Raw genomic sequence first — 22,576 nt, forward strand, 5'->3', positions numbered from 1 at the left:
GGTCTACCACGCTTGCCTTGTTTGTTTTGTTTCCACTCAGCTATCGTTTCCTCATCAATCCAAAAGGTCAGAGAACCACGGTTGATTAAGGCTTTGTTGTACTGCTTCCAGTTAGTTGTTTTGTCACGAGGTTTAGACATGAGACTACGACGATTGATGGGTGTAGCCGATCAGATCGTAGCTTCTAGATTTAGTTCCATCGATTTAAGCAACAAAGCCCCTGTTGATGTAAAACGTGTATATCCACTAGTTGCTCCTGATTGATCATAGTCCGCCGTTTTATCCATGAAACGAACAGACATTTTGTCTCAGGTGGGTCAATTTTAAATCGACGTTAGTAGGTCATTTTTACATCGGCGGTAACAACAAGCATTTGCAATGACGGACTGTGTAACACAGAAAACCATTCAATGGATTCGAGTGGGAGAAACAGAAAATCGAAACTTTAACAATAAAAAGCAAACCATAGTCGTAAAATTTAGTGGTATCGAACAAGAAAAATTATTAGATATCTATATGAACCCAGATGATTATCAAGGTCCGCCAATTCTTGGATTACTAAACAGCGCAATGAACATTGGAAATATTGTGACAGTGCGAGACAGCAGAGACTCATGTACAAGTTTCGACCAAGTGATTGTACACAAACCAAACTACGATTAAACCCGATATAGTAAAGGGGGATGCCCCCTTTACTAGCCCCTTACATATTTCTTAGGGATCTGAAGCTTACAGAAACCAATCTTACTTCACTACACCACAAACGATCCGAGAACCACCACCACCTAATTTTGCTGGGTGATCAGAATGGTTGTCCCCACCCGCATGAATCATAATCGCCTTTCCATTTATGTCACTTAGCTTCACACGAGGTGCTAAAACGGGTACGTCGGCCTTACCGTTGCTATCAACATACAATCCAGGCAAATCCCCCAAATGGTTACCATCTGTCCAAGGAAAACCATGTTGACCTGTGTGTTCAGGATCGTAATGACCACCAGCAGCCCCGCCAAGAACCACCTTTCCATTTTTCAAACTACTCTCACAAGAACCGTTCGAGTGAAGATGAAAGCCGTGCATACCAGGCGGAAGCATTTCTAAGCTTGGTGAAAACACCGTCCCATATTTGCTTTCACTCACCTCGACCACTCCAACGACCTTACCAGAGACCAAGTCAACCATCTCAACTGTCGTCGTTTCCGCAAAGGCATTAAATGCCATTAGTGTTAGAGCAGCGAACAAAGGTGTTTTTTTCATCATTAGCATCCTTTTATTTTAATTATATATATCGGTAACTTTAAATTAATAACGCTCATCATCTTCATGCTTCGTAATAAACGAATCAATCAGCATCGTTAACTAGTTAGTCATGAAGATATAATCAAAAGACCTTTATTTTACGTATAAATTTGTCTTAATGCTGAACATTTTGAGTGTGACAACCCCATATCGCAAAGAAAAGTCACCATCCCGTTTGCCAATTATGGATTTATATCTTAACAGCTTCCTTTTTGACACACCTCACCATGTTCTTTTCGTTGTATTGTGCCGAATGAACTGCGAAGTAGTTCGAACGAAATTACAAATAAAATAAGAGAACACTAATGAGTAAACTTGTATTACATGCTAAAAGTAGGAACGAAATTGGTACTAGTGCTTGCCGCAGGCTGCGCAAAATGGGACTGATTCCTGCAACGCTATATGGTGCCAATAAAACAGCAGCTTCAATCTCAGTCATCAACACTGAAGTAACACATGCAGAAATTAACCATAAACTATTCCATAACATCATCTATTTGAATCTAGATGGTGTTATTGAATCAATTCTCGTGAAAGACGTGCAACGGCATCCATTTAAACCTTTAATCCAGCATTTGGATTTTCTTCGCATCAAGCGAGATGAGGTGGTGACAATCACAATGCCACTAAATGTGATTGGTGAAGAAGATTTGGTGAAAAAAGGACTGGTGGCCAACAAGGTCATTCAAGATGTTGAAGTTTCGTGCTTACCTTCAAACTTACCAGAACAAATCAGTGTTGATCTGTCTGATCTAGAAGCTGGCGATATGGTTTTATTGAAGGAGCTCAACCTTGGCGACGGTGTTGAAATTGTCAGTATGCAATCAAATGAAGAAGCTGCCGACTGGCCTGTTATTGTTATCGACTACCCAGCCTTAGAAGAAGCAGATCCTGCTAGTGATAACGAAGCTGAAGATACTGAAAACTAACACCAACTAACATTTAAAGCCGCAATTGAATTCGCGGCCTTAAATGTTCTTTCCACGTTATATTGTGAGGAACTATGTTTAGAAGCGTAGGAGAATTCGAAAACATCGCTCAGGTGGAGTTCGCGAAAATTACGATTGTAGTACGTAACAAATACGCACCGAAATACATGCAACTCAGAGAGTACGGTGTACCCGATGATACGCTAAGAGATGTCGGCGTCACCACTAGAGGTAGAATGACGGACGAAGGTTGTTATTTGGAGTCAATGACACTAGCATATGCTTTTTTTGAATACGTAAGAGCTAAATTAAAAAAACATCAAGACATTGAAATTTTTGACATCAGAATCGATGTGGCAACTTCCATTCAACCTGGTGTAGAAAGCAAGCGGCGTAAAGATTCCGAAGAAGTGCGAAAAGTGCTCAAAAAAGCGTTAAACAAAATTAGCAAGTCAACCCAACGAGCAACATGTAGGGCAATTAGCAAACGTTCGAGTTTGCCAATCATCCCACCAAATACAGTCCTCTAATCTTTAATGTCTGTCGGAGTGCTATCTTAAGAATTCACTAGAGCCTTCTGACAGACACCATTCTCGTTACCTTTAAATCACGTTTGTCACTTTGCGCTTATTTGTTTATATGTCTAGCCCACTAAAAACGATATTCACCGAGTTTTGAGGAGGTTACAGATATTTGTGCTTGGGTCGAAGGATGTTTAATATGGTATTGATAGTACTTTCTGAAAAGGTGAAACTATCTTTTGTAGGGAAGAATTAAGTAGGTAGTAGTTTAAAGCTAAATGTTTATTTATGCATTTATTGAGGTTCGACATCCTGTCGATAACAACATCCAAAGAGCTGTCCCCTCAAATTATATTTATCTAAAACCACGTCATAGTTTCAGTAGTAAGTACATCACTTATTCAGCGATAACTTCCTCAGTAACAGTGACATCACGAACAACTTCTTTCACGACTGTTTCTTCAACCTGATACTCAAACGAAGGCACTTCGACTACCGCGCGGCGATTCAATTCACGACCTTTCGCTGTCTCGTTATCTGCAACAGGGTCTATATCGCCTTTACCTTCAATCATAAGACGACCTGATGAAACACCCGCTTGTTCCAAGTATTCCGCCACCGCTAGAGCGCGCCTTTCTGACAGTAAACGGTTAACCGTTTCTGGACCGGTATTGTCGGTAAATCCAGTAACATTGGCTTTTGCTTCAGGATAAGCATTCAAAACCTTCACCGTTTCGCGAAGGATTGTTGAATCATTCATCATTGTAGAATCAAAGCCAAACTGTACTGTTTTGAGTACCACTGGGTGCGTGTAAGTGACAAGTTCAGTACCCTCAACCACATCAGTCACTTGAATCGTTTTAGTCACGTATACTGGCTCTGGTGAGCCAAACTTGTACTGAACACCTACCGTGAAGACATTTGCATCAACCGAACGCAGCATGCGGGTATCAATGTTTTCAAAGCGTTGGTACTCACCTCGAATTTTCCAGTTATAGTTCACGGTATACTCGGCACCAACTGCGCCAGTGAACACATAGTCTTCCTGATTGCCATCAAAGTTAACGTATGCGCCACCCAGCTTGGTGAATAGGTTAATATTCTCAGTCATTGGCAGGTTAAATTTTGGTGTCAACGAAATTGCATAGAGAGTGTCAGACAGCTTACCATTGTGGTAACTTTTCATTTGGCCCAAGTAGTCGGCCTCCAGTTCAAGTCCAACATGCTCGTTAATCTCGTACCCCGTAAAAATTCCACCTACTTGTCCATCATCCTCACAGCGACTGTCTGATTTACAATCTTTGTTGGTATCGTTCCAACCATATTTCGCACCTACATATACGTCAGCTGCGGCGACATTTGAAACAAGCGTCAAAAATAGTGTCGTTGAAATAAATGAAGACAGTTTTGTTTTTTTTACACTCATACCTAACCTTTAACTAGAATAAAAACTCACCAATAGAAAACAGTAGAATACGTTGTGAAATATATTCTACATGTAACAAGCTAAATGATTAATTGCTTTAACTCAACGACTTCTAAAGTAAGAAAAAACCTACATCGCTTACCTTGAATCGACGAAAGCATTGTATTCTATCAACTAAGAGTAAATAAGTTTCTTATAAGAATACGTTAATTTCCATATAGTAAAAAGACGATAAATCATCAGTAATAATAGCTACTAGTAATGAGAGCATGTATATCTCGCTTGAGGTATAACGGCGTTTTCATAGAAAATAGCGCCTAAAATTAACGATTAAGAACAGACAGGAATATTAATAAAAGAACACACTGTCAATTTCAATACTCCAAGCTTTATTGTGCATTTAATGCTCGGTGCCTGCGTATACCCACATGGATGCTGTATTTCCTGCACGCTCAAAGCCAAGGGCTTTGTAGAATTCGATAGCCTCGCCATCAGCCGTCAGCATTTGTTGGTGAAATCCGCTGTACACCGACTGCATTGCCTCCATCATTTTGCGGCCTATGCCATTGCCATGGCTTGAAGGATGCACAAGCATATGGGGGTAATAAACCACCAAGTGGCCATCTGAAATGGCGTTACCTACCCCCACCAATTTTCCGTCTACGCGAGCGGTAACTAGTGTGTGAGAATTGCGTAAAGCAGGCAAAAGCTGCTCGGGCTTCTCTGCTGAGGACCATTCGTTAGCGCGATACAACGCTACGATTTCGGCCTCTTCAATCTCGCCATTGAGTTCTATTTTAATATCCATACCTACGTCGACTCTGATTTTGTATAGCTACTTAATTAGCGGACAACGTGTCCTATCGTCCAAAGACAGAAGGCCAGATTAGTCGGCCCCCTCTCATACATACCTATCATGACAGTAATAGGTAAGCATGGGTTAACTTAATGCTAATAAACGCGTTTTATCTCTGATTCGTGTCGCCCTTTTGGCATTACTGATGAGGTGGTAAATTAATACAGCATTGTTCGCTTTCGAGGTGTTAGACCTGTGCTAATGTAATCCTTTAGCCCTGATACAAAGCCATAAGAATGAAAATTTTTAGCAATTTCGAAAGCGGAAACATTCACGTTGTTACCGCAGACGCTCCCGACAACATTCAACTCACCATTCCTGCTGATAACAAAACAGAAACCGCGCAGTGGTTCCACTTCCGCTTGGAAAGCACATCCCAAGAACTGCATCACTTCACAATCCAGAACCTTGCGAAATCGGCGTATCCCGAAGGCTGGCAAGATTACGACGTTGTCGCATCGTATGATCGCAACGAGTGGTTCCGCATTCCTTCTGAGTTTGATGGCGATAACCTGCGCTTTTCAGTGATCCCTGAAATGAATTCGATGTATTTCGCGTACTTCGCCCCGTATTCGTACGATCGCCACCAAGACTTGCTGCACAATGCGCAAGCGCATTACGCCTGTCAGCTAGAAACACTGGGCTCAACGCTCGACGATAACGATATTAGCCTACTGACAATCGGTGAACCTGCTGAAGGGAAGAAAAACATCTGGGTCATCGGTCGTCAGCACCCAGGCGAAACCATGGCAGAATGGCTGATTGAAGGCTTGCTGCTGCGGCTGCTGGATGAAACCGATACTGTAGGAAAGGCTCTGATTGATAACGCCGTTATCCGCGTGGTGCCAAACATGAATCCAGATGGCAGTATTCGCGGTCACCTGCGCCACAATGCGGTGGGTGCGAACCTTAACCGTGAATGGCAATCACCGTCTGTGGAACGCAGCCCTGAGGTATTCTATGTGCGTGAGCGCATGCTGGAGATTGGCGTTGATATGTTCTTGGACATTCACGGTGATGAAGCAATCCCATACAACTTTGTAGCAGGTAGTGAAGGTATTCCATCGTACGATGAAGCATTAGCGGCACGTGAAGCACACTTCAAGCACGCCCTTCTGACTATTACCCCTGAGTTTCAGGATGTACACGGTTACCCGAAAAACGCACCGGGCACTGCTAACTTAACGGTTGCAACCAATTGGGTGGCAGAACAGTTCAAGTGCTTGTCTTACACCGTTGAGATGCCGTTTAAAGACCACAACGACCAGCCAGATGATGTTTATGGTTGGTCCCCTGCGCGCAGTGCGACATTCGGTAGCGATATGCTCGCCGCAATTTGGGCGACGTTGCCTAAGCTGTGATGGAACAAGAAAGATGAAACGAAAAACGCCACCGAATTGGTGGCGTTTTTTCTTACGTATTTATTTGGGTCACCATCGATGAGTCAGGTGAAACCAGAACATACGTATTTAGTTACCTGCGGTCGTCGGTAGTACACGTTTGAGAATATCGGCCAATGTCACGACACCGATCATTTTCCCGTTCTTGCTCACTACCGCCAATTGAACACTGGCTGCACGCATACGTGCGAGTGCTTCGTACACAGGTGTTTTCGAATCCAGCACAAATGCATTACGTGCCACTTCTCGCGCTGGCTTATCGATAGGTTCCAGTAGCGTATCTCGCACATGGACTACGAGGGGTTTTAGTCCACTTTTCCCACACACCAGAATACGTAAATGCCCTGACTCCATCGCGGCAGCACGCACATCAGCAACGGTCGCATTTTTGTCAACATGCGCCATCACCTGCCCTTCCGTAACCATGGTTTCTACAGGGATAGAGCTGAGATCAATCAAACCAGAAAGCTGACGCTGGATATTCGGCTTCAGTGTACCCACCTTGCCCGAGTGCTCCACCAACTGGCGAATCGTATCAACATCTTGTCCGCCGACAGCTGCGTTTTCAACGGGCTCAACACCAGATGCCTTCACCAATCGGTTTGCAATACTATTGATCCAATTTAACAGTGGACGTAGCGGCCAAACGTAGGCTCTTGCAACGATACCAATAGCCAATGCCGACTTTTCAGGATGGGCGATAGACCAAGATTTCGGTGCCATTTCACCCACCACTAGGTGCAAAAACGTCACGACAAACAGTGCAAAACCAAAGGCCGCCCCGTCTGCTGCCCAATCAGGCATTCCCATAGCAAGGAATACGGGCCCAACCCATTGATCAACTGCAGGCTTAGTGATTGCACCCAATGCAAAGGTACAGAAGGTGATACCCAGCTGGGCACCCGCCAACATCAGTGTCAGGTCATTCATACCGCGCAATGCAGCACGTGCAGAAGCGCTCTCAACGGCCATTTCTTCAAGGCGATGTCGACGCGCGCCCATCAACGCAAATTCGATGATAACGAAGAAGCCACTCAATACTATAAGGGCAGTTGTCACTAGGATGACAATCAAAGGATCAGTCATTATTCACCCTCCACCAGCGGCTTCTCTACCAGCTTCACACGCACTTCTGTTGGTACATGTCGCTCAATGCGCAACACATTCACCTCTAAATATCGTGAAACGACTTCGCCCGAAGCCAGTTCCGATGGGTCAATTGGCAATTCAATCGTGACGGTATCTCCCTCTGCAGGAAGCGCACCACGTTCTGCAATTAGCAAGCCTGCTATGGTTTCAACGTCGCCTTTTGGCAAATCGTAACCAATCGCACGCTCAACTTCATCGACGTGAACATCGCCTTCCATCAACCAAACATGGCTGCTTTCTGACACAACAGCATCCGCGCTTTCAGCGTCATGTTCATCGGTGATTTCACCGACGATTTCCATCGCTAAATCTTCAATCGTTAATACGCCAGCAAAACCACCGTATTCGTCGATGACACAGGCTATTTGATTGGTAGAGTTCACTAATAGCTCAAGGGCATCAGGCAGTCGCATCAACGTAGGTAATACAGTTGCAGGACGCATCACTGAAGAGACGGTGTCGTCCGCATGGCCCGCGTCCATTCGCGCGAGCACATCGGCCAAATGAACAACACCTACTGGTGCATCGTCATCGTTGACAACCGGATAGCGCGTGTGTGCTTGTGCCATCAATGACAGGAGTTCGGTCAGCGTTGTTTCTGGCTCAACCCAATCCACTTGCGAACGGGGAACCATAGCGTGTTCTACATCGCGCTCTGGGAAGTCAAGAATACGGTCCATCATCAGTGACAGCTCAACAGGCAAGTCACCGCTATCGCGCGAGTTTGCGATTATGTGGTGTAAATCTTCTTCAGAGGCACTCACATCCAGATCGTGAACCGGTTCAATACGAACCACACGAAGAAGAAGGTTTGCTGATTTGTCGAAGAAACTGATGATCCACCCAAACGCTGACATGTAGATCAACGTAGATCGAGACATCAAGCGTGACATAGGTTCAGCGTTAGCAATGGCAAGGTTCTTAGGATAAAGCTCACCCATGATCATTTGAACAACCATAGCAACTGCGAGTGTGATGACGGTACCGATGGCAATACCCGTCTCTAGGGATAGCCCAAAGCTTTGCAATAAAACACCTAGAGATTGACCAACTAGCGGTTCTGCAACAAAACCTAGCACTAGGCCTGTTACCGTGATGCCAAGCTGTGCGCCCGACAACATGAAACTCGTACGTTTGGTCACGGCGAGCGCGCGCTTGGCGGCTTCGTCGCCCGTGGCGGCTAAGGTGGCGAGTCTTGCTCTGTCCACTGCCATGTATGCGAATTCTTGCGCAACGAAATAGCCGTTTGCCGCAATAATCACCAAAATAAACAGAATGCCGAGCAGCAGGGTAAGAAGGGTATCAATCATGATTGTGTCCTCCCTTGATAACAGAACGTCAGTAAGGGGTTACACAATACACTAGAGTTGGGGTCCACAAAGTATTCCTACGGTAAAAACAGGAAGCGCAGTATAGGGCCGCGAAAATAGAGTCGTCCACTAATATTTGCGTAACACATCTCTAACGCACGGAATGATACTTGCCACACAAGCGCTCATCACTTCAGACATCACGCTATTTGAACCTTAATAGGCATGAAATCCCGCCCGTCTCCTGTCACTCACAGACGTAACCATTGCTTACAAAATAGCAAGACTATCGGTATTTTTCATGTTCTATCACCAAGCGTAATGACTGGGCGGCAACGAATCATAAAGGCGAAATGGGTGCAGTCACTTAGCTCTGGTTTGTTTCTGTTAGGCAACACAATGCAACCGACTCACCAACAATCTTTATTTGGATCGCTGGTCTCTATCCAGCCAGCATCTTCACGGGCTTGTAGATACAATTGCAAACCATTGTATGAGGCAAATGCTGCTGCACCACCGAGATGTTGGAAGTCATCAAAATAGTTATCTTCCAATGGGCACAGTGCAGAAAGCGTACCGACCCCTTTATTCATGGCCCACTGAATGGCAAAAGCGGGCGCGATGGTGCCGGACACAAACACATCTTCAATCGCGTGGTCGATGGCACTTTGACTTAGGGCTGCCTCGCGTTTTTCCGCTTCCTGCTCAGTGATGTCATCAATGATTTGCGCACGCCTTGCGTAAGAAATACGTTTGTTAAGCTTTGCGATTTTTAACGCGTATTCGAATCGCTCTGGGGTAACAATTTCAACCAGCTGTGTAAGCAGATCTTTATCGACATCTGTTGCACTCACAAAGAAATCAATACAGGTACTGAGAGACGCATAACGAGTGCCGTTAAAATCAAAACCACTGGTATCATCAAATGTATCAAAGGGAAGCTCACCAACACTGAGTGGCCATCCCTCGTAGGCAATACGCTGCTTGGCAATTTCATACATTTGCCACGCGCTTTGACCAAAACCACCGAGTATTGAACCTGAAAACTCACTGTCAGAAAGCTCTTCTTCAGTCCAATTTTCGCCGATTGCTAAGTGACGGGTGTATTTGGTAATCAGTGCTTGTTTGATGCTAGCCCTTAACCGCCAAATCGAGGATATATCACGTGAATATTTAATTGAATCACACTCCTTGCAAGCGGGAATCGCCAGCAATGCATGTTCGATTTTTTTGTTCGCTTGTCGGGGAAAATGAAGCGTTTTCGAAGCGGGTTCACCACAAAACCAACAGGTATGGCGAAAGTTGAACGGTATATCTATCGGCGTATGAGAATCGGATTGCATGAGGAATTTACACTTATTCGAATAAGGCCAGTGTACTTGCTGAGTACGATTTTCATCAAGATAATCTTCCAGATACCATCAATACCGTGGTGACGAGCCACTGTCAGGTGTCACCGAAAGCTCCATAAACTCGCAAAATGCGTTTACGGCATTGCTTCTTTCGCGCTTTCTAGACCAAACCAGCCCCACGTCCATGGCGGGAACATGGTCGGCCAGTGGGCGAACCTCTACCCTTCTTCCTTCCAACGACCAAGGGCGATACACCATGTCAGATAAGATAGTAATGCCATAATCGTTGGCGACCAGACTCCGAACAGACTCTACTGATGAGGTTCTGAAAATCGTATTAGGCTGGTAAGGCGTTTGGTTCCAGTATCGCTGAGCCGTGTTACTGGCCTCGTCGACAATCAACATAATGTAGGGATATTGAGCGACATCGTGGAAGGTTACCATTTTGTTTTCCAGAAGTGGGTGGCTGGAGCTTAGCCACAGCCGACGGTGAGAGCTCAACAAGGTCTGAAAACTGATGTCTTCTTGATTGATCAAGTTAGATGTCAGCATAAATGCCACATCAAACTCCCCAGACACCACACCTTCCTCGATATCACTTCGCGTCGCTTCCACCAGCTTCACCTTCACCTTGGGGTAGCTACGCTGAAATCGCGTCAAATATGGCGGCACAAAGTACCCCGCCAGCGTGTATGACATCGCCAGTGTGATAGTGCCTTCAACTTGGTTTGCGCCACGGTGTGACAACAGCATTGCCTCTTCAAGCTCTTTCACTATGTGTGTAGCGTGCTGATAGAACTGATTGCCTTCATACGTCAGCAACATGCCATGGGGCTGACGGACAAAAAGACTCACGTTCAGCATGTCTTCTAATTGCTTGATGGCGGTCGTTATCGCCGATTGAGAAACGTGCATTGCGCTCGCCGCTAGAGAGACCTGCCCTGCGTCTGCCGTCGCAATAAAATACCGAATCTGTTTCATTGTAGGGAGCATGTTCTGTTTTCCTTAAACCCTGTATCCGTTCTTCTGATATCCAACGATTGCGCGCCACGATGAATCACCTGAGTTTGGCCCACTTTTATCTTTATATTCTGAGTATTAACCTCGTTTCACAGCACATTATCACGCTACGTTTTGGCATCTGTTTTTTTAATAACACTAGACAAAACTCGATAATTTACATACCACCAATGCAAATTTAACCTGTTATTAACACATCGAGCAATAGCCAAGTACGGCTCTTTATGAGCTGGGCGATTGCAAACATTGGTTGAAGTAACAGGGAGAAGAAACATGAACGGCAAACCTTCTGCTGTCCCATGGTTAACCTTGATGGGTGCATTGGCTCTCACGCAAAGTTCTGTCGCACAAAGCACTGAGGAGCAAGGCGGTAACTGGTATCCCTACACGGTGGATGTCTGGACGACACCGTTCGACATGAGCAGTCCCCGTGACGTCATGCAATACCAATCTGTCGATCAGGCAGCAAAACCTTGGGATATCTGCGTGTCATTCCCACACTTGAAAGATGCCTACTGGACCGCCGTCAATTATGGCGTCGTGGATGAAGCAAAACGTGCTGGCGTTGGTATGCAACTTGTCGAAGCAGGCGGATATACCAACCTCAATATCCAGCTTTCCCAAATTGAAGATTGTGTGGCGTCAGGTGCCGATGCGGTGATCATTGGGGCAATTTCCTATGACGGCCTCAACAATCTCGTCAAGAATATCGCCAAATCTGGCGTCCCGATTATCGACATCGTCAATTGCATGTCATCACCCGATCTCTCAGCAAAGTCTCTGGTGTCTTTTGGAGAAATGGGCGCAAAAATCGGCCAGTACCTCGCCGAACGTCATCAAAACGGCAAGGCAAAAGTCAAAGTCGGTTGGTTTCCTGGTCCGCCAGGGGCTGGATGGGTAGAAGCCGGTAACGCAGGTTTTCAGTCTGCGGTGAAAGACTCCAACATAGAAGTCGTGGAAACGAAATACGGCGATACTGGCAAAGAAGTCCAACTCAAACTTGTTGAAGATACCCTCGAAGCGCATCCCGATTTGGATTACATCGTTGGCACTGCTGTGACAGCCGAAGCGGCCACCAGCTTGCTTCGCGCCCGTGGCATGACAGACCAAATCGGTGTGCTTTCTTATTACTTCACACCGGGCGTTTATCAAGGCATCAAACGTAATCTTATTCTCGCCGCTCCAACTGATTCTGCAGTAATACAAGGCCGTGTCGCTATCGATCAAGCGATTCGGATTCTTGAAGGCCAACCTTACACCCAGCATGTAGGTCCTCAGCTGTATGTGATTGACGATACCAACATCAATACCTTTGACCGAGACAGTTCGCTTGCGCCAGCGAGCTTTAAACCCACGTTCACAGTGAAGCCACAATGATGGGTTCATCGATTCTTAGCCTACACGGGATACAAAAACAGTATCCCGGTGTACTGGCCCTCGACGGCGTCGATTTCACCCTAGCGTCAGGCGAAGTTCACGTCTTGTTTGGCGAGAATGGCGCAGGAAAATCGACACTTATTTCGATTGTCTCAGGCGCAAACCAGCCCACCTTCGGCGAAATGCGGTTTCGGGATAAACCTGTCCGTTTTAAAAGCGTGTACGACGCGAGACAGAAAGGGATCAGTGCAGTTTTTCAGGAGTTTTCGCTCGTCGATACGCTCTCTGTGGCGCAAAACCTGTTTCTCGGGGAAGAGCCGTTAGTTGGTCAGTTTCTGGATAACACAACGCTTAATACGCAAGCGCAAGCCTTGCTCGACAAAATGGAGTTTGCGCTAGATGCACACATGCCCGTCAGCGAACTTTCCCGTGCAGAGAAACAGATGGTGGAAATCGCTAAAGCACTGCGTGGCGAACTGTCAGTATTGATTCTTGACGAACCCACAGCGTCCCTCACCCATCAAGAAACCGAGCAGTTATTTTCCTTGATTGAGCTATTAAAAGCGGATGGTGTGGGCATCATCTATATCTCTCACCGCATGGGAGAAATACGTCAAATTGCTGATCGGATTACTGTGCTTCGCGATGGCAAATACATTGGCACTCGCGACGTTGACGCAGTCAGTGAACAAGATCTGATCACCATGATGACAGGAAGACAGATCGAGAACGTTTACCCTCATGTCCCGTTTTTACCAAAGAAAACCGTGTTGGAGGTGAAAACACTGACCACCACAAATCGAGCGATACACAACCTCTCTTTCCATGTTCGTTCGGGAGAGATTGTTGGCTTCGCCGGGCTTGTTGGCTGCGGAAAATCTGAAGCACTTAGGGCTTGTTTCGGAGCCGAAACAGTGAGTGCTGGTTGCGTCGTGTTTAACGGTGAGAACGTCACGGGATGCAGTGTTCGAGAAATGCTCAACCGAGGCTTTTTCTATAACTCGCGTGACAGAAAAGCTGAAGGGTTGGTGCTCAATCGCAGCTGTCGGGAAAACATCAGTTTACCTGCTTTGAGTGTTCATCCCCTCTCACAGCGAAGCGGTGTACTCAATCTTGCTCACGAACGCGAACAAACCCAAAACCTCGCCACTCGTCTCAAGCTCTACCCTATGCAAACCGAGCGCGATGTCGGCCAATTCAGTGGCGGTAACCAACAAAAAGTGTTGTTGGCTAAATGCCTAACTCGCGACGTTTCTCTCTACGTTTTCGATGAGCCTACCGTAGGTGTGGATGTCGGGACACGCGCTGAAATCTACCGCTTTATTGCCAGCCTGTGTGAGCAAGGTGCCGCTGTGGTGATTATCTCTTCCGATCTTCCCGAGGTCGTGCATCTCTCTCATCGCCTTTACGTAATGCGAGAAGGAGAAGTCGCTGCGCACCTTCAGGGTACAGACATTACCGAAGCCATCGCGCTCAGCCACTTTTTTGAATCAATGGAGTATGAAAATGAACAGTGAGCCAGTGAAGGCCAGATCCGAACCGCAACGTGATGCGACGTCATCTACCAAAAGCCCGTTAACCAATACGATAACGAGGCTCTTTGTAAAGGTTGGCGTACTGCCTATTCTGGTCGTTATCGCCGTGGCGATTTTTGCATCGGCGTCCGAGAACTTTCTCACCGCAAGAAACCTGATGAACCTGCTGCGCCAATCGTCGTACTTGGTCATGGTATCTATCGGGCAGATGTTTGTGTTGCTTACCGCGGGGTTTGACCTTTCTGTCGGCACCATTATCGCACTCTCTTCCGTCGTGGGTGCCAGCACCATGGCGTCAGTTTATGCCGCCTTTCCCGACGCTGTGCATCTTGCGATTCTCGCGGGTATCGCGGCAGGTGTGGGCGTTGGGTTGATCGTCGGGTTTGTCAACGGTATCGGCGTCGCACATTTTCAGGTTTCCCCTTTCGTCATGACGCTCGGCATCTCATCTATCGGCTTTGGCATCGCCTTATATCTCACCGGTGGCTCCCCCGTCTATGGCATGCCAATGGCGTTCGGCGACACGTTTGGCTTTGGCAATCTGCTTGGCCTTCCCACCCCGATTCTGTTTGCGCTCTTGATGACGATCGTCGCCATAATCATCGTAAATCGCACTCGCCTTGGTCGCTATTTCTACGCCGTCGGCGGCAACATTAATGCTGCCCGCCTCTCTGGTATCAACACGCATAAAACGCTGATCCTTGCCTACCTTCTCTGCGCCTCATTCGCTGCAATGGCCGGCATGTTGATAACAGCCCGACTCGACACGGGTGAAGCCAATATCGGTGCCGCTATGCCTCTTGAGTCTATTGCAGCGTGTGTCATCGCGGGTGTCAGCCTTCGGGGCGGTATTGGCCGAGTAGAACATGTCGTCTTGGAAGCCGTGTTTATCAGCTTGGTACAAAACGGCATGAACCTAACTCGCGTCGAGTCTTACTTGCAAACCGTGGTCATTGGCGCGCTGCTGATTTTCGCCGTCATCGTTGACCAAATCCGCATTCGTCTGCTCGCACGACTCGGTACCCATTGATTTGCGCTTTTAGCTTTCATTTTGCGCGCTCTTTTCATCAAGAAGGTAACACTATGATCAATATAAACAGCGATATGGGTGAAGGGTTTGGCATCTACAAACTCAGCGATGATGAAGCTCTTATGCCCTTCATCACAGAGGCCAATGTCGCCTGCGGATTCCACGCGTCTGACCCTAACCACATGAGACGCACTGTAGAACTTGCAAAACAGTACGGCGTAAAAGTCGGCGCACATTTTTCACTGCCGGATTTACAAGGGTTTGGACGTCGAAAAATGCAACTGAGCCAAGGTGAATTACACAACATGATCGTGTACCAAATTGGGGCTCTGAAAGGCTTCCTCGATATGCTCGACATGCCGCTCAATTACCTAAAACCGCACGGGGCACTCTACGGCATGGCTGCGTCCGACCCAGACATTGCCAAAACGATTGCACAAATTGCACACCATTATCAGGTCCCCGTTTTCGGCCTTTCTAGTACATGCCACGAAACCATTTACCGCGCACACGGTGCGGGCTTCGTACCCGAGTTTTTTACAGACCTCGACTACGATCAAGATGGGCATCTTGTGATAACCCAAACCCATGAGGCCACTGACCCAATCAATGCCGCCCAACGTGTAGTAAAGGCGGTGGAGCAAGGCAAGGTCACGGCCACAAATGGTAAGGAGATCCCCGTTGTCGCCCAAACCATCTGTGTGCATTCAGATACCCCGAATGCGGTGGACATTGCTAAAGCCGTGAATGAGGCACTTCAGCCTCACCTTTCACAGCAAAGCAAAACCTGCACCGTTGCCAAGAAGTAGACGTTCGAAGGAGCGAAATATGTCTGACAAAGAAATTATCTGTCCGCTACCCGGCATTTTTTACCGGTCAACCTCCCCCGACCAACCTCGCTACAAAGAAGCCGGTGACACCATCACACCGGGAGACGTGATCGCGCTGGTTGAAGTCATGAAGTCATTCCATGAAATCAAAGCGGAAACCGCAGGCGTGATTGACGACTTTCTCATCGACAACGAAAGCCCCGTCAATGCCGGACAACCTATCGTCCGTTTGAAATAAACGCTCTGAATGCACACGAGGAATTTGTATGACAATCGAAAAATTACTCATCGCCAATCGGGGTGAGATAGCCGTGCGTATTATCCGTGCGGCCAAGGAAATGGGTATTCATACCGTACAAGTTTACAGCGAGGCGGACAAAGAATCCCTTGCGGTAAAACTGGCGGATGAAGCGATTTGCATTGGTGCCCCCATGGCCAACCAATCTTATCTTTGCGGCGAAAAAGTGATTCAGGCCGCAGAGCAATCGGGTGCCGATGCGATTCATCCTGGCTACGGTTTTCTCTCAGAGAATGCTGATTTTTCAGATGATGTGCGGGCGGCAGGCATTATTTTTGTTGGCCCGTCCGGTCGTACCATGACGAAAATGGCAGACAAAGCCAGAGCGCGTGAAACCGCCATGGCAGCAGGTGTTCCTGTCGTGCCCGGCTGTGCGCCCTCTGACAGTCCAGAGTCAGCACTTGAGCAAGCCATCCTTATCGGCTTTCCTGTGATGATAAAAGCCTCAGCCGGCGGTGGCGGTCGTGGCATCCGCGTGATTGACGACGAAAGCGAATTTCTGACGCAATACCATCAGGCATCTGCTGAAGCACTGGCCGCATTCGGCGACGGCACCTTGTATTTAGAGAAATTTATTCGCCAATCCCGTCATGTGGAGGTGCAAATCCTTGCGGACGGAGAGCACGCCGTACACCTATTTGAACGTGAATGCTCCTTGCAACGTCGCCGCCAGAAAGTGTGGGAAGAAGCGCCGTGTGCAGTATTACCCGACCACGTGCGAAACGCCATGTGTCAGTCCGCGGTATCACTGGCAAAAAGTGTGAATTACAAAGGTGCAGGCACCATTGAGTTTCTCTATAACGATGAATCAGAGTCCTTCTACTTTATCGAAATGAACACCCGCATTCAGGTAGAGCACCCAATCACTGAAGCCATCACAGGTATCGATCTTATTCGAGAGATGATTCAAATCGCCGCAGGGCAACCACTGACTCTCAAACAAGAAGACATTCAACGTCGAGGCCATGCGATTGAAATTCGGCTAAACGCTGAGGATCCCTTTAATAACTTCTTACCGTTTCCCGGTGTTATTAGTGCCTTTACACCACCTATGGGCAGTGGCGTTCGTTTTGACGGGCTCATTTACTCAGGTTTTGCCATTCCACCCTATTACGACTCGCTACTCGGCAAACTGATTGTGTGGGATGAAAACAGGGAAAGTGCCATTCAACGCATGGCGCGTGCGCTTGATGAACTGTCTATCGAAGGCGTAAAGACCACGCAACCGCTGTTTCAAAAACTAACTGTGTGAGGCACCAGACGTTATAGCTGGCGATTTCCATACCGCTTGGCTGGAGCAGTGGTTGGAGAACCTCGACGCCCCAAAGCCTGAAAACCCATCAGACAACAATAAGGACTGTTCGCTTCCTGAAGCGAGCTAAGGAAGGACCATGAACACACGCTACTCTTACGGCGGCGACGAGCATATCTTCGTCGAAGTCAGCGAGGAAATGTCGCTGGCTGCCTTTTTCAAAAGCCTGTCCATCACCCAAGCGATTCGCGACGCAAACTTACCGGGTGTCGAAGAGATCTGCCCTGCCAACGCGTCATTTCAGGTGAAATATAACCCGGACATTTGTGCGCCTGAAGCAATGCTGGCTGCCATTCAGGACATCGAAAAAACACAGGCTTCAACCCCTGCTGAAATAGACACGCGCATCGTTGAAGTGCCCGTTTTTTACCAAGACCCGTGGACACATGAAACCGTGATGCGCTTCCGGGATCGTCATCAGGATCCTGAGGGAACAGACCTCTCCTATGCCGCCAGAATCAACGGGTATGACTCCATCGAGGCCTTTATCGAAGGGCATTCCGGCTCACCGTGGTTTGTCACTATGGTGGGGTTTGTTTCTGGCCTCCCTTTCATGTTTCAGATGGTTGAGCGGGAAAAACAAATTCAGGTGCCTAAATATGTTCGGCCACGGACAGATACACCAAAACTCACCGTTGGCTATGGCGGTTGTTTCTCCTGCATTTACTCCGTTCGCGGTGCAGGCGGCTACCAAATGTTTGGTGTGACGCCCGTTCCTATCTACGACCCAGCTCAAAATGCGGCGCACCTAAAGGACTTTCTGGTGTTTTTCAAACCCGGCGACATCGTCAAGTTCAGACCTATCACTGAAAGTGAATATCACGCCATCGTGAAGCAGGTGGAAGACGGTTCGTATCGACCGCGCGTCAAGCCTGTTCGTTTTTCTTTGTCCGAATTTGAAAAGGACATGGCCGGTTATAACGCGGCAATGCAGGAGGCACTGTATGAGCATTAAAGTTGTCCACCCGGGCCTCGCCACGTCTGTGCAAGATTTAGGGCGTAAAGGGTATTTTCATCTGGGTATTCCCGTTTCCGGTGCAATGGACAGATTCGCCTGTCGCTGCGCGAACTGGCTGGTCGGAAACGACGAAAATGCCGCCGTGCTTGAAGCGGTATTTATGGGGCCAAAACTCACGTTTAATCAGGACACCACGGTTGCCGTTACCGGCGCAGACATGACGCCCATTGTCGACGGTGTGGAACAGGGCAATTGGGCCAGTTTTACGGTAAAAGCCGGTCAAACGCTTTCATTTTTACACCTGACTGGCGGTGCGCGAATCTATATCGCTGTCGCTGGCGGTATTGATGTTCCCGAAGTGCTTGGTAGCCGTTCCACCTACACACTTGGCGCATTAGGCGGTTTTGAAGGTCGGCTTTTGCAAGCGGATGACACGCTTCCTATTGGCCACGAATCTACGCGTTTTGTAGAACGCCATTTACCTGAAGCACTGCGTCGGCCACGGGATACTACGCTGCGTGTTGTTCCCGGTCTCTACTGGCACCGAATCACCGCTGAATCTGGCGAGCAATTCTTCAATGACACTTGGCAGGTCGCGCCGGAAGCCGATCGCATTGGTTATCGCTTCAAAAACGGTACGCCACTTGAATTCGTCGAACGCGAACAACCCTTCGGTGCGGGGTCGGATCCCTCCAATATCGTCGACGGTTGTTACCCTTACGGTTCCATTCAAGTCCCTGCGGGTAAAGAGCCAATTGTGCTTCATCGCGATGCGGTCTCCGGCGGCGGCTATTTCATGATTGGTACCGTGGTCTCTGTTGATATGGATCTTATCGGTCAAATGCAACCCAACGCGTCCACGCAATTTGTCAAAGTGACGCTGGAAGACGCGCTCCACGCCAGAAAGGAATATGACGCGCTCTTGCAACAAGCCAAACAACACATTGAACGCTGCGGGGTCACAACATGACCTTGATACGAGAGAAAGCCTTGATTGGCGGCCAATGGATAGGCAGCTCAGACGGGAAAACCTACCCCATTTTCGACCCTGCTTATAGCAATATCATCGGGCATGTCCCAGAAATGGGCGAGAAAGAAACCGAGCAGGCCATTCATGCCGCCAAGGCAGCCTTAGGGTCGTGGCGAGAATACACGGCGAAGCAACGCGCAGAGAAGCTGATGTCCTGGTTCCATCTCATCATGGAAAACCAATCCGACTTGGCGGCTCTTATCACTCAAGAATCGGGAAAACCACTGGCGGAGTCCTTAGGCGAAGTCGCTTACGGAGCCTCCTTCATTCAATGGTTTGCAGAGGAAGGAAAGCGGACCTATGGCGACGTTATTCCTTCCACCGCGAATGACAGGCGTTTGCACACGATCAAACAACCCGTCGGTGTTTGTGCTGCCATCACACCGTGGAATTTTCCTATCGCGATGATCACGCGCAAAGTGGCTCCTGCACTTGCAGCGGGCTGTACCATCGTGGTCAAACCCGCCGAAGCGACACCGCTTTCCGCGCTGGCTCTGGCGTCATTGGCACAAGACGCGGGTATACCTGATGGTGTTATCAATGTGATAACCGCCTCTCACGGTGCCGACATTGGCAGAGTGTTATGTGACAGTCCAGAGGTGCGAAAGCTGTCGTTCACTGGCTCGACTGCGGTTGGGAAAACCCTTATTAAGCAGTGCGCTGATACCGTCAAGCGCGTGTCTATGGAGCTTGGCGGCAATGCGCCATTCATTGTGTTTGATGATGCAGATATCGATGCGTCTGTCGAAGGTGCTATTGCGTCTAAGTTTCGTAACGCAGGGCAAACCTGTGTCTGTGCCAATCGGATATTGGTGCAGTCTGGGATCTATGACGCATTCGCAGAGAAATTCGCCAATGCGGTCAGCCAACTGAAAGTCGGTGCAGGTCTTGAACCGAAAAACCAGATTGGCCCGCTTATCAACCGTTCGGCTCTGAACAAGGTTGAATCACATATCCGCGATGCACTCGTTTTGGGAGCGCGGTGCCTAACTGGCGGAACCAGCCATTCGCTGGGTGGACTCTTCTATCAGCCTACCGTCTTAACGGATGTCACGCCCGTTATGCGGATTGCCTCAGAAGAGACCTTTGGCCCCGTCGCTCCCCTTTTCCGCTTTGAACAAGAAGCCGACGCTATTTCGATGGCCAATGACACAGAGTATGGGCTCGCGGCCTATTTCTATTCGAAGGACATTAGCCGATGTCTTCGCGTCAGTGAGGCATTGGAATATGGCATGGTCGGTGTCAACGAAGGCGTGATATCCAACGAAGTCGCACCATTTGGTGGCGTGAAAGCCTCCGGCCTTGGACGGGAAGGATCACGGCAAGGCATCGAAGAGTATCTCGAAACCAAATACGTCTGCTTTGGCGGGCTCTTATAACGCATTACGAATCTGTAACCAGTAATCAGGAATCAACAATGAACAACCAGTCACTGATGGAACGTCGCAACGCGGCGGTCCCCAGGGGCGTGGCGTCGGCTACCCCTCTGTTTGTAAAACACGCAAAAAACGCGGAACTGTGGGACGTGGAGAATACCCGTTATATCGACTTTGCGGCAGGGATTGCCGTCGTTAACACCGGCCATAGTAACCCTACGATCACGCAAGCAGTCACCGCGCAAATCGACAAATTTAGCCACACCGCCTTTCAGGTGGCAGGTTATGAAAATTACATCGAACTTGCGGAGCGTTTGAATGCTCTTGCACCTATTGATGAAGCCAAAACCATTTTGATGACAACCGGCGCAGAAGCGGTCGAAAATGCAGTGAAAATTGCGCGCCATTACACGCAGCGACGGGGTGTGATTGCATTCCACGGTGGGTTTCATGGTCGCACCTTGCTCACCATGGGAATGACCGGAAAAATCGCACCATACAAAGAAGGGTTTGGTCCCTTTCCCGGTGACATCTACCACATCCCTTTTCCTGTGCCTTATCAGGGCATCGATACCGCATACTCCCTGCAACAGTTAGAAAAGCTGTTTAAGACAGACATTTCCCCAACGTCTGTTGCTGCAATCGTCATTGAACCAATTCAAGGTGAAGGCGGGTTTTATGCTGCACCTGAGGAGCTGATTCAACAACTTCGTACCCTGTGTGATGAGCACGGTATTGTCCTTATTTTCGATGAGGTTCAGACAGGATTCGGACGCACAGGCAAGACCTTTGCCAGCGAACACTATGATGTGCAGCCCGATATGATCACCGTGGCGAAGGCTCTGGCAGGTGGCTACCCACTCTCGGGCATTATCGGGAAGCGTGACATCATGGACAGCCCTACGCCCGGCGGTTTAGGCGGCACATATGGCGGTAGCCCCGTAGGTTGCGCAGCCGCGTTGGCGGTATTGGCGGAGCTAGAATCAAAATCGCTCAACGATCGCGCTCAGGAAATTGGCGATCAATTGCACCGTGCGTTTAGCGAAATCATTGCCCTTAAACCAAACCTTTCCATTGGGCATATTCGCCACAAAGGGGCGATGTTTGCGTTTGATTTTCTGTCTAACAGTCAGCCAGACCCAAGTCGAGTCGCCCCTTTTGTCAAAGCGTGTCGAGATAACGGCCTGATCGTGCTGCCCTGCGGACAATTCGGTAACGCGATCCGGTTGCTACCGCCCCTTACGGTGGAAAATCACATAATGGAAGAAGCCATCGACATCATGAAAAAGGCGTTGCTCTCCCTTCATTAAGTCGCCATCACAACTAATAGTGTTTCTCACGAGTCATTTTGATAATACGCCACCCGTTGGGTGGCTATTTCTCTACCGTAGACATTAATCCCGTCTCATCGGTGTTATCAATCGTTGGTAAAACCACCCACGTTGGTGGGTAGACGCTCATAAATCTCGATAAACTAAACTGTCGCCATCGTGTTAACAAAATAAGAAAGCGCTTCATGCCTTCCTCATCGTGAACAAACTCTCTATACCTGTAAGTACTAAAAATCG

23 protein-coding genes are annotated in these 22,576 nt (G+C 48.2%); 15 read left to right on the forward strand and 8 right to left on the reverse strand.

Annotation, left to right across the window (positions count from 1 at the left end; all coding sequences use genetic code 11):
* Positions 1-140, reverse strand: a 140-nt coding sequence (locus B5D35_RS16850) for a transposase (protein WP_170915211.1), incomplete at its 3' end; no start/stop codon positions are given.
* Here B5D35_RS16850 and B5D35_RS25255 point away from each other — a divergent pair.
* Both B5D35_RS25255 and B5D35_RS16855 read left to right on the forward strand, forming a co-directional pair.
* Entirely contained in the window at positions 139-264 is a 126-nt protein-coding gene (locus tag B5D35_RS25255) for a hypothetical protein (RefSeq protein WP_280174687.1), read from the forward strand. The two genes, B5D35_RS16850 and B5D35_RS25255, sit on opposite strands and share 2 nt — an antisense overlap.
* A gap of 156 nt (positions 265-420) precedes the next feature.
* On the forward strand, positions 421-663 hold the full coding sequence (locus B5D35_RS16855; protein WP_244556641.1) for a hypothetical protein: 243 nt from the start codon (positions 421-423) through the stop codon (positions 661-663).
* Positions 664-744: 81 nt separating this feature from the next.
* Here the strand turns inward: B5D35_RS16855 and sodC are convergent, their stop codons facing one another.
* Positions 745-1,257 carry a superoxide dismutase family protein gene (gene sodC, locus B5D35_RS16860; RefSeq protein WP_078753702.1) on the reverse strand — a complete coding sequence of 171 codons (513 nt, stop codon included), beginning with the start codon at positions 1,255-1,257 and terminating at the stop codon, positions 745-747.
* Positions 1,258-1,604: 347 nt separating this feature from the next.
* Here sodC and B5D35_RS16865 point away from each other — a divergent pair, with 347 nt between their 5' ends.
* Entirely contained in the window at positions 1,605-2,228 is a 624-nt protein-coding gene (locus tag B5D35_RS16865; protein ID WP_078753703.1) for a 50S ribosomal protein L25, read from the forward strand.
* Between the two features lie 74 nt (positions 2,229-2,302).
* Positions 2,303-2,758, forward strand: a complete 456-nt coding sequence (locus B5D35_RS16870) for a hypothetical protein (RefSeq protein ID WP_078753704.1) — start codon at positions 2,303-2,305, stop codon at positions 2,756-2,758.
* 388 nt (positions 2,759-3,146) lie between these two features.
* Here the strand turns inward: B5D35_RS16870 and B5D35_RS16875 are convergent, their stop codons facing one another.
* Together B5D35_RS16875 and B5D35_RS16880 are read right to left on the reverse strand one after the other, a co-directional pair.
* Positions 3,147-4,175, reverse strand: a complete 1,029-nt coding sequence (locus B5D35_RS16875) for an outer membrane beta-barrel protein (protein ID WP_078753705.1) — start codon at positions 4,173-4,175, stop codon at positions 3,147-3,149.
* Positions 4,176-4,575: 400 nt separating this feature from the next.
* Positions 4,576-4,983: a GNAT family N-acetyltransferase gene (locus B5D35_RS16880; RefSeq protein ID WP_078753706.1), complete on the reverse strand. Its 408-nt coding sequence runs from the start codon at positions 4,981-4,983 to the stop codon at positions 4,576-4,578.
* 284 nt (positions 4,984-5,267) lie between these two features.
* Between B5D35_RS16880 and B5D35_RS16885 the strand changes: the two genes are divergently transcribed.
* Positions 5,268-6,392: a M14 family metallopeptidase gene (locus B5D35_RS16885; protein ID WP_078753707.1), complete on the forward strand. Its 1,125-nt coding sequence runs from the start codon at positions 5,268-5,270 to the stop codon at positions 6,390-6,392.
* A gap of 108 nt (positions 6,393-6,500) precedes the next feature.
* On the opposite strand, the gene B5D35_RS16890 is transcribed toward B5D35_RS16885, so the two are convergent.
* The 4 genes from B5D35_RS16890 to B5D35_RS16905 all read right to left on the reverse strand — a co-directional run bounded on the left by B5D35_RS16890 (position 6,501) and on the right by B5D35_RS16905 (position 11,235).
* The gene (locus B5D35_RS16890; protein WP_078753708.1) at positions 6,501-7,517 is read right to left on the reverse strand and encodes a CNNM domain-containing protein; all 1,017 of its coding nucleotides are present in this window, start codon (positions 7,515-7,517) and stop codon (positions 6,501-6,503) included.
* Positions 7,517-8,890, reverse strand: a complete 1,374-nt coding sequence (locus B5D35_RS16895; RefSeq protein WP_078753709.1) for a hemolysin family protein — start codon at positions 8,888-8,890, stop codon at positions 7,517-7,519. The genes B5D35_RS16890 and B5D35_RS16895 overlap by 1 nt, the downstream gene beginning before the upstream one ends.
* Positions 8,891-9,300: 410 nt before the next feature.
* On the reverse strand, positions 9,301-10,233 hold the full coding sequence (locus tag B5D35_RS16900) for a hypothetical protein (protein ID WP_078753710.1): 933 nt from the start codon (positions 10,231-10,233) through the stop codon (positions 9,301-9,303).
* A gap of 78 nt (positions 10,234-10,311) precedes the next feature.
* On the reverse strand, positions 10,312-11,235 hold the full coding sequence (locus tag B5D35_RS16905; RefSeq protein WP_078753711.1) for a LysR substrate-binding domain-containing protein: 924 nt from the start codon (positions 11,233-11,235) through the stop codon (positions 10,312-10,314).
* A gap of 300 nt (positions 11,236-11,535) precedes the next feature.
* On the opposite strand from B5D35_RS16905, the gene torT reads away from it, so the two are divergent.
* The 10 genes from torT to gabT all read left to right on the forward strand — a co-directional run bounded on the left by torT (position 11,536) and on the right by gabT (position 22,318).
* On the forward strand, positions 11,536-12,639 hold the full coding sequence (torT, locus tag B5D35_RS16910; RefSeq protein WP_078753712.1) for a TMAO reductase system periplasmic protein TorT: 1,104 nt from the start codon (positions 11,536-11,538) through the stop codon (positions 12,637-12,639).
* The gene (locus tag B5D35_RS16915) at positions 12,636-14,156 is read left to right on the forward strand and encodes a sugar ABC transporter ATP-binding protein (RefSeq protein ID WP_244556642.1); all 1,521 of its coding nucleotides are present in this window, start codon (positions 12,636-12,638) and stop codon (positions 14,154-14,156) included. Before torT ends, B5D35_RS16915 begins: the two co-directional genes overlap by 4 nt.
* On the forward strand, positions 14,146-15,204 hold the full coding sequence (locus B5D35_RS16920; protein ID WP_078753713.1) for an ABC transporter permease: 1,059 nt from the start codon (positions 14,146-14,148) through the stop codon (positions 15,202-15,204). Before B5D35_RS16915 ends, B5D35_RS16920 begins: the two co-directional genes overlap by 11 nt.
* 53 nt (positions 15,205-15,257) lie before the next feature.
* The gene (gene pxpA, locus B5D35_RS16925; protein ID WP_078753714.1) at positions 15,258-16,013 is read left to right on the forward strand and encodes a 5-oxoprolinase subunit PxpA; all 756 of its coding nucleotides are present in this window, start codon (positions 15,258-15,260) and stop codon (positions 16,011-16,013) included.
* Between the two features lie 19 nt (positions 16,014-16,032).
* Positions 16,033-16,272 carry an acetyl-CoA carboxylase gene (locus tag B5D35_RS16930; RefSeq protein ID WP_078753715.1) on the forward strand — a complete coding sequence of 80 codons (240 nt, stop codon included), beginning with the start codon at positions 16,033-16,035 and terminating at the stop codon, positions 16,270-16,272.
* 28 nt (positions 16,273-16,300) lie between these two features.
* Positions 16,301-17,584: an acetyl-CoA carboxylase biotin carboxylase subunit gene (locus B5D35_RS16935; RefSeq protein WP_244556643.1), complete on the forward strand. Its 1,284-nt coding sequence runs from the start codon at positions 16,301-16,303 to the stop codon at positions 17,582-17,584.
* A 139-nt stretch (positions 17,585-17,723) separates the two neighbouring features.
* On the forward strand, positions 17,724-18,599 hold the full coding sequence (locus B5D35_RS16940; RefSeq protein WP_078753716.1) for a 5-oxoprolinase subunit B family protein: 876 nt from the start codon (positions 17,724-17,726) through the stop codon (positions 18,597-18,599).
* Entirely contained in the window at positions 18,589-19,572 is a 984-nt protein-coding gene (locus B5D35_RS16945; RefSeq protein WP_078753717.1) for a 5-oxoprolinase subunit C family protein, read from the forward strand. The genes B5D35_RS16940 and B5D35_RS16945 overlap by 11 nt, the downstream gene beginning before the upstream one ends.
* Positions 19,569-21,011: an NAD-dependent succinate-semialdehyde dehydrogenase gene (locus tag B5D35_RS16950; protein WP_078753718.1), complete on the forward strand. Its 1,443-nt coding sequence runs from the start codon at positions 19,569-19,571 to the stop codon at positions 21,009-21,011. Before B5D35_RS16945 ends, B5D35_RS16950 begins: the two co-directional genes overlap by 4 nt.
* A 38-nt stretch (positions 21,012-21,049) precedes the next feature.
* Positions 21,050-22,318 (forward strand): 4-aminobutyrate--2-oxoglutarate transaminase, encoded by a 1,269-nt coding sequence (gabT, locus tag B5D35_RS16955; protein WP_078753719.1) that lies wholly within the window; start codon positions 21,050-21,052, stop codon positions 22,316-22,318.
* The last annotated feature ends 258 nt before the right edge of the window (positions 22,319-22,576 follow it).

Source organism: Enterovibrio nigricans DSM 22720 (genome assembly GCF_900167155.1).
Lineage (GTDB): Bacteria > Pseudomonadota > Gammaproteobacteria > Enterobacterales > Vibrionaceae > Enterovibrio > Enterovibrio nigricans.

Coding starts and splice junctions, on each gene's coding strand:
- B5D35_RS16915 (WP_244556642.1), top strand. CDS start 12,636: ATGATGGGTTCATCGATTCTTAGCCTACACGGGATACAAAAACAGTAT.
- gabT (WP_078753719.1), top strand. CDS start 21,050: ATGAACAACCAGTCACTGATGGAACGTCGCAACGCGGCGGTCCCCAGG.
- B5D35_RS25255 (WP_280174687.1), top strand. CDS start 139: ATGAGACTACGACGATTGATGGGTGTAGCCGATCAGATCGTAGCTTCT.
- B5D35_RS16890 (WP_078753708.1), bottom strand. CDS start 7,517: ATGACTGATCCTTTGATTGTCATCCTAGTGACAACTGCCCTTATAGTA.
- B5D35_RS16935 (WP_244556643.1), top strand. CDS start 16,301: ATGACAATCGAAAAATTACTCATCGCCAATCGGGGTGAGATAGCCGTG.
- B5D35_RS16865 (WP_078753703.1), top strand. CDS start 1,605: ATGAGTAAACTTGTATTACATGCTAAAAGTAGGAACGAAATTGGTACT.
- B5D35_RS16870 (WP_078753704.1), top strand. CDS start 2,303: ATGTTTAGAAGCGTAGGAGAATTCGAAAACATCGCTCAGGTGGAGTTC.
- B5D35_RS16895 (WP_078753709.1), bottom strand. CDS start 8,890: ATGATTGATACCCTTCTTACCCTGCTGCTCGGCATTCTGTTTATTTTG.
- B5D35_RS16880 (WP_078753706.1), bottom strand. CDS start 4,983: ATGGATATTAAAATAGAACTCAATGGCGAGATTGAAGAGGCCGAAATC.
- B5D35_RS16950 (WP_078753718.1), top strand. CDS start 19,569: ATGACCTTGATACGAGAGAAAGCCTTGATTGGCGGCCAATGGATAGGC.
- B5D35_RS16885 (WP_078753707.1), top strand. CDS start 5,268: ATGAAAATTTTTAGCAATTTCGAAAGCGGAAACATTCACGTTGTTACC.
- B5D35_RS16945 (WP_078753717.1), top strand. CDS start 18,589: ATGAGCATTAAAGTTGTCCACCCGGGCCTCGCCACGTCTGTGCAAGAT.
- B5D35_RS16875 (WP_078753705.1), bottom strand. CDS start 4,175: ATGAGTGTAAAAAAAACAAAACTGTCTTCATTTATTTCAACGACACTA.
- B5D35_RS16905 (WP_078753711.1), bottom strand. CDS start 11,235: ATGCTCCCTACAATGAAACAGATTCGGTATTTTATTGCGACGGCAGAC.
- B5D35_RS16930 (WP_078753715.1), top strand. CDS start 16,033: ATGTCTGACAAAGAAATTATCTGTCCGCTACCCGGCATTTTTTACCGG.
- B5D35_RS16940 (WP_078753716.1), top strand. CDS start 17,724: ATGAACACACGCTACTCTTACGGCGGCGACGAGCATATCTTCGTCGAA.
- sodC (WP_078753702.1), bottom strand. CDS start 1,257: ATGAAAAAAACACCTTTGTTCGCTGCTCTAACACTAATGGCATTTAAT.
- B5D35_RS16900 (WP_078753710.1), bottom strand. CDS start 10,233: ATGCAATCCGATTCTCATACGCCGATAGATATACCGTTCAACTTTCGC.
- torT (WP_078753712.1), top strand. CDS start 11,536: ATGAACGGCAAACCTTCTGCTGTCCCATGGTTAACCTTGATGGGTGCA.
- B5D35_RS16920 (WP_078753713.1), top strand. CDS start 14,146: ATGAACAGTGAGCCAGTGAAGGCCAGATCCGAACCGCAACGTGATGCG.
- pxpA (WP_078753714.1), top strand. CDS start 15,258: ATGATCAATATAAACAGCGATATGGGTGAAGGGTTTGGCATCTACAAA.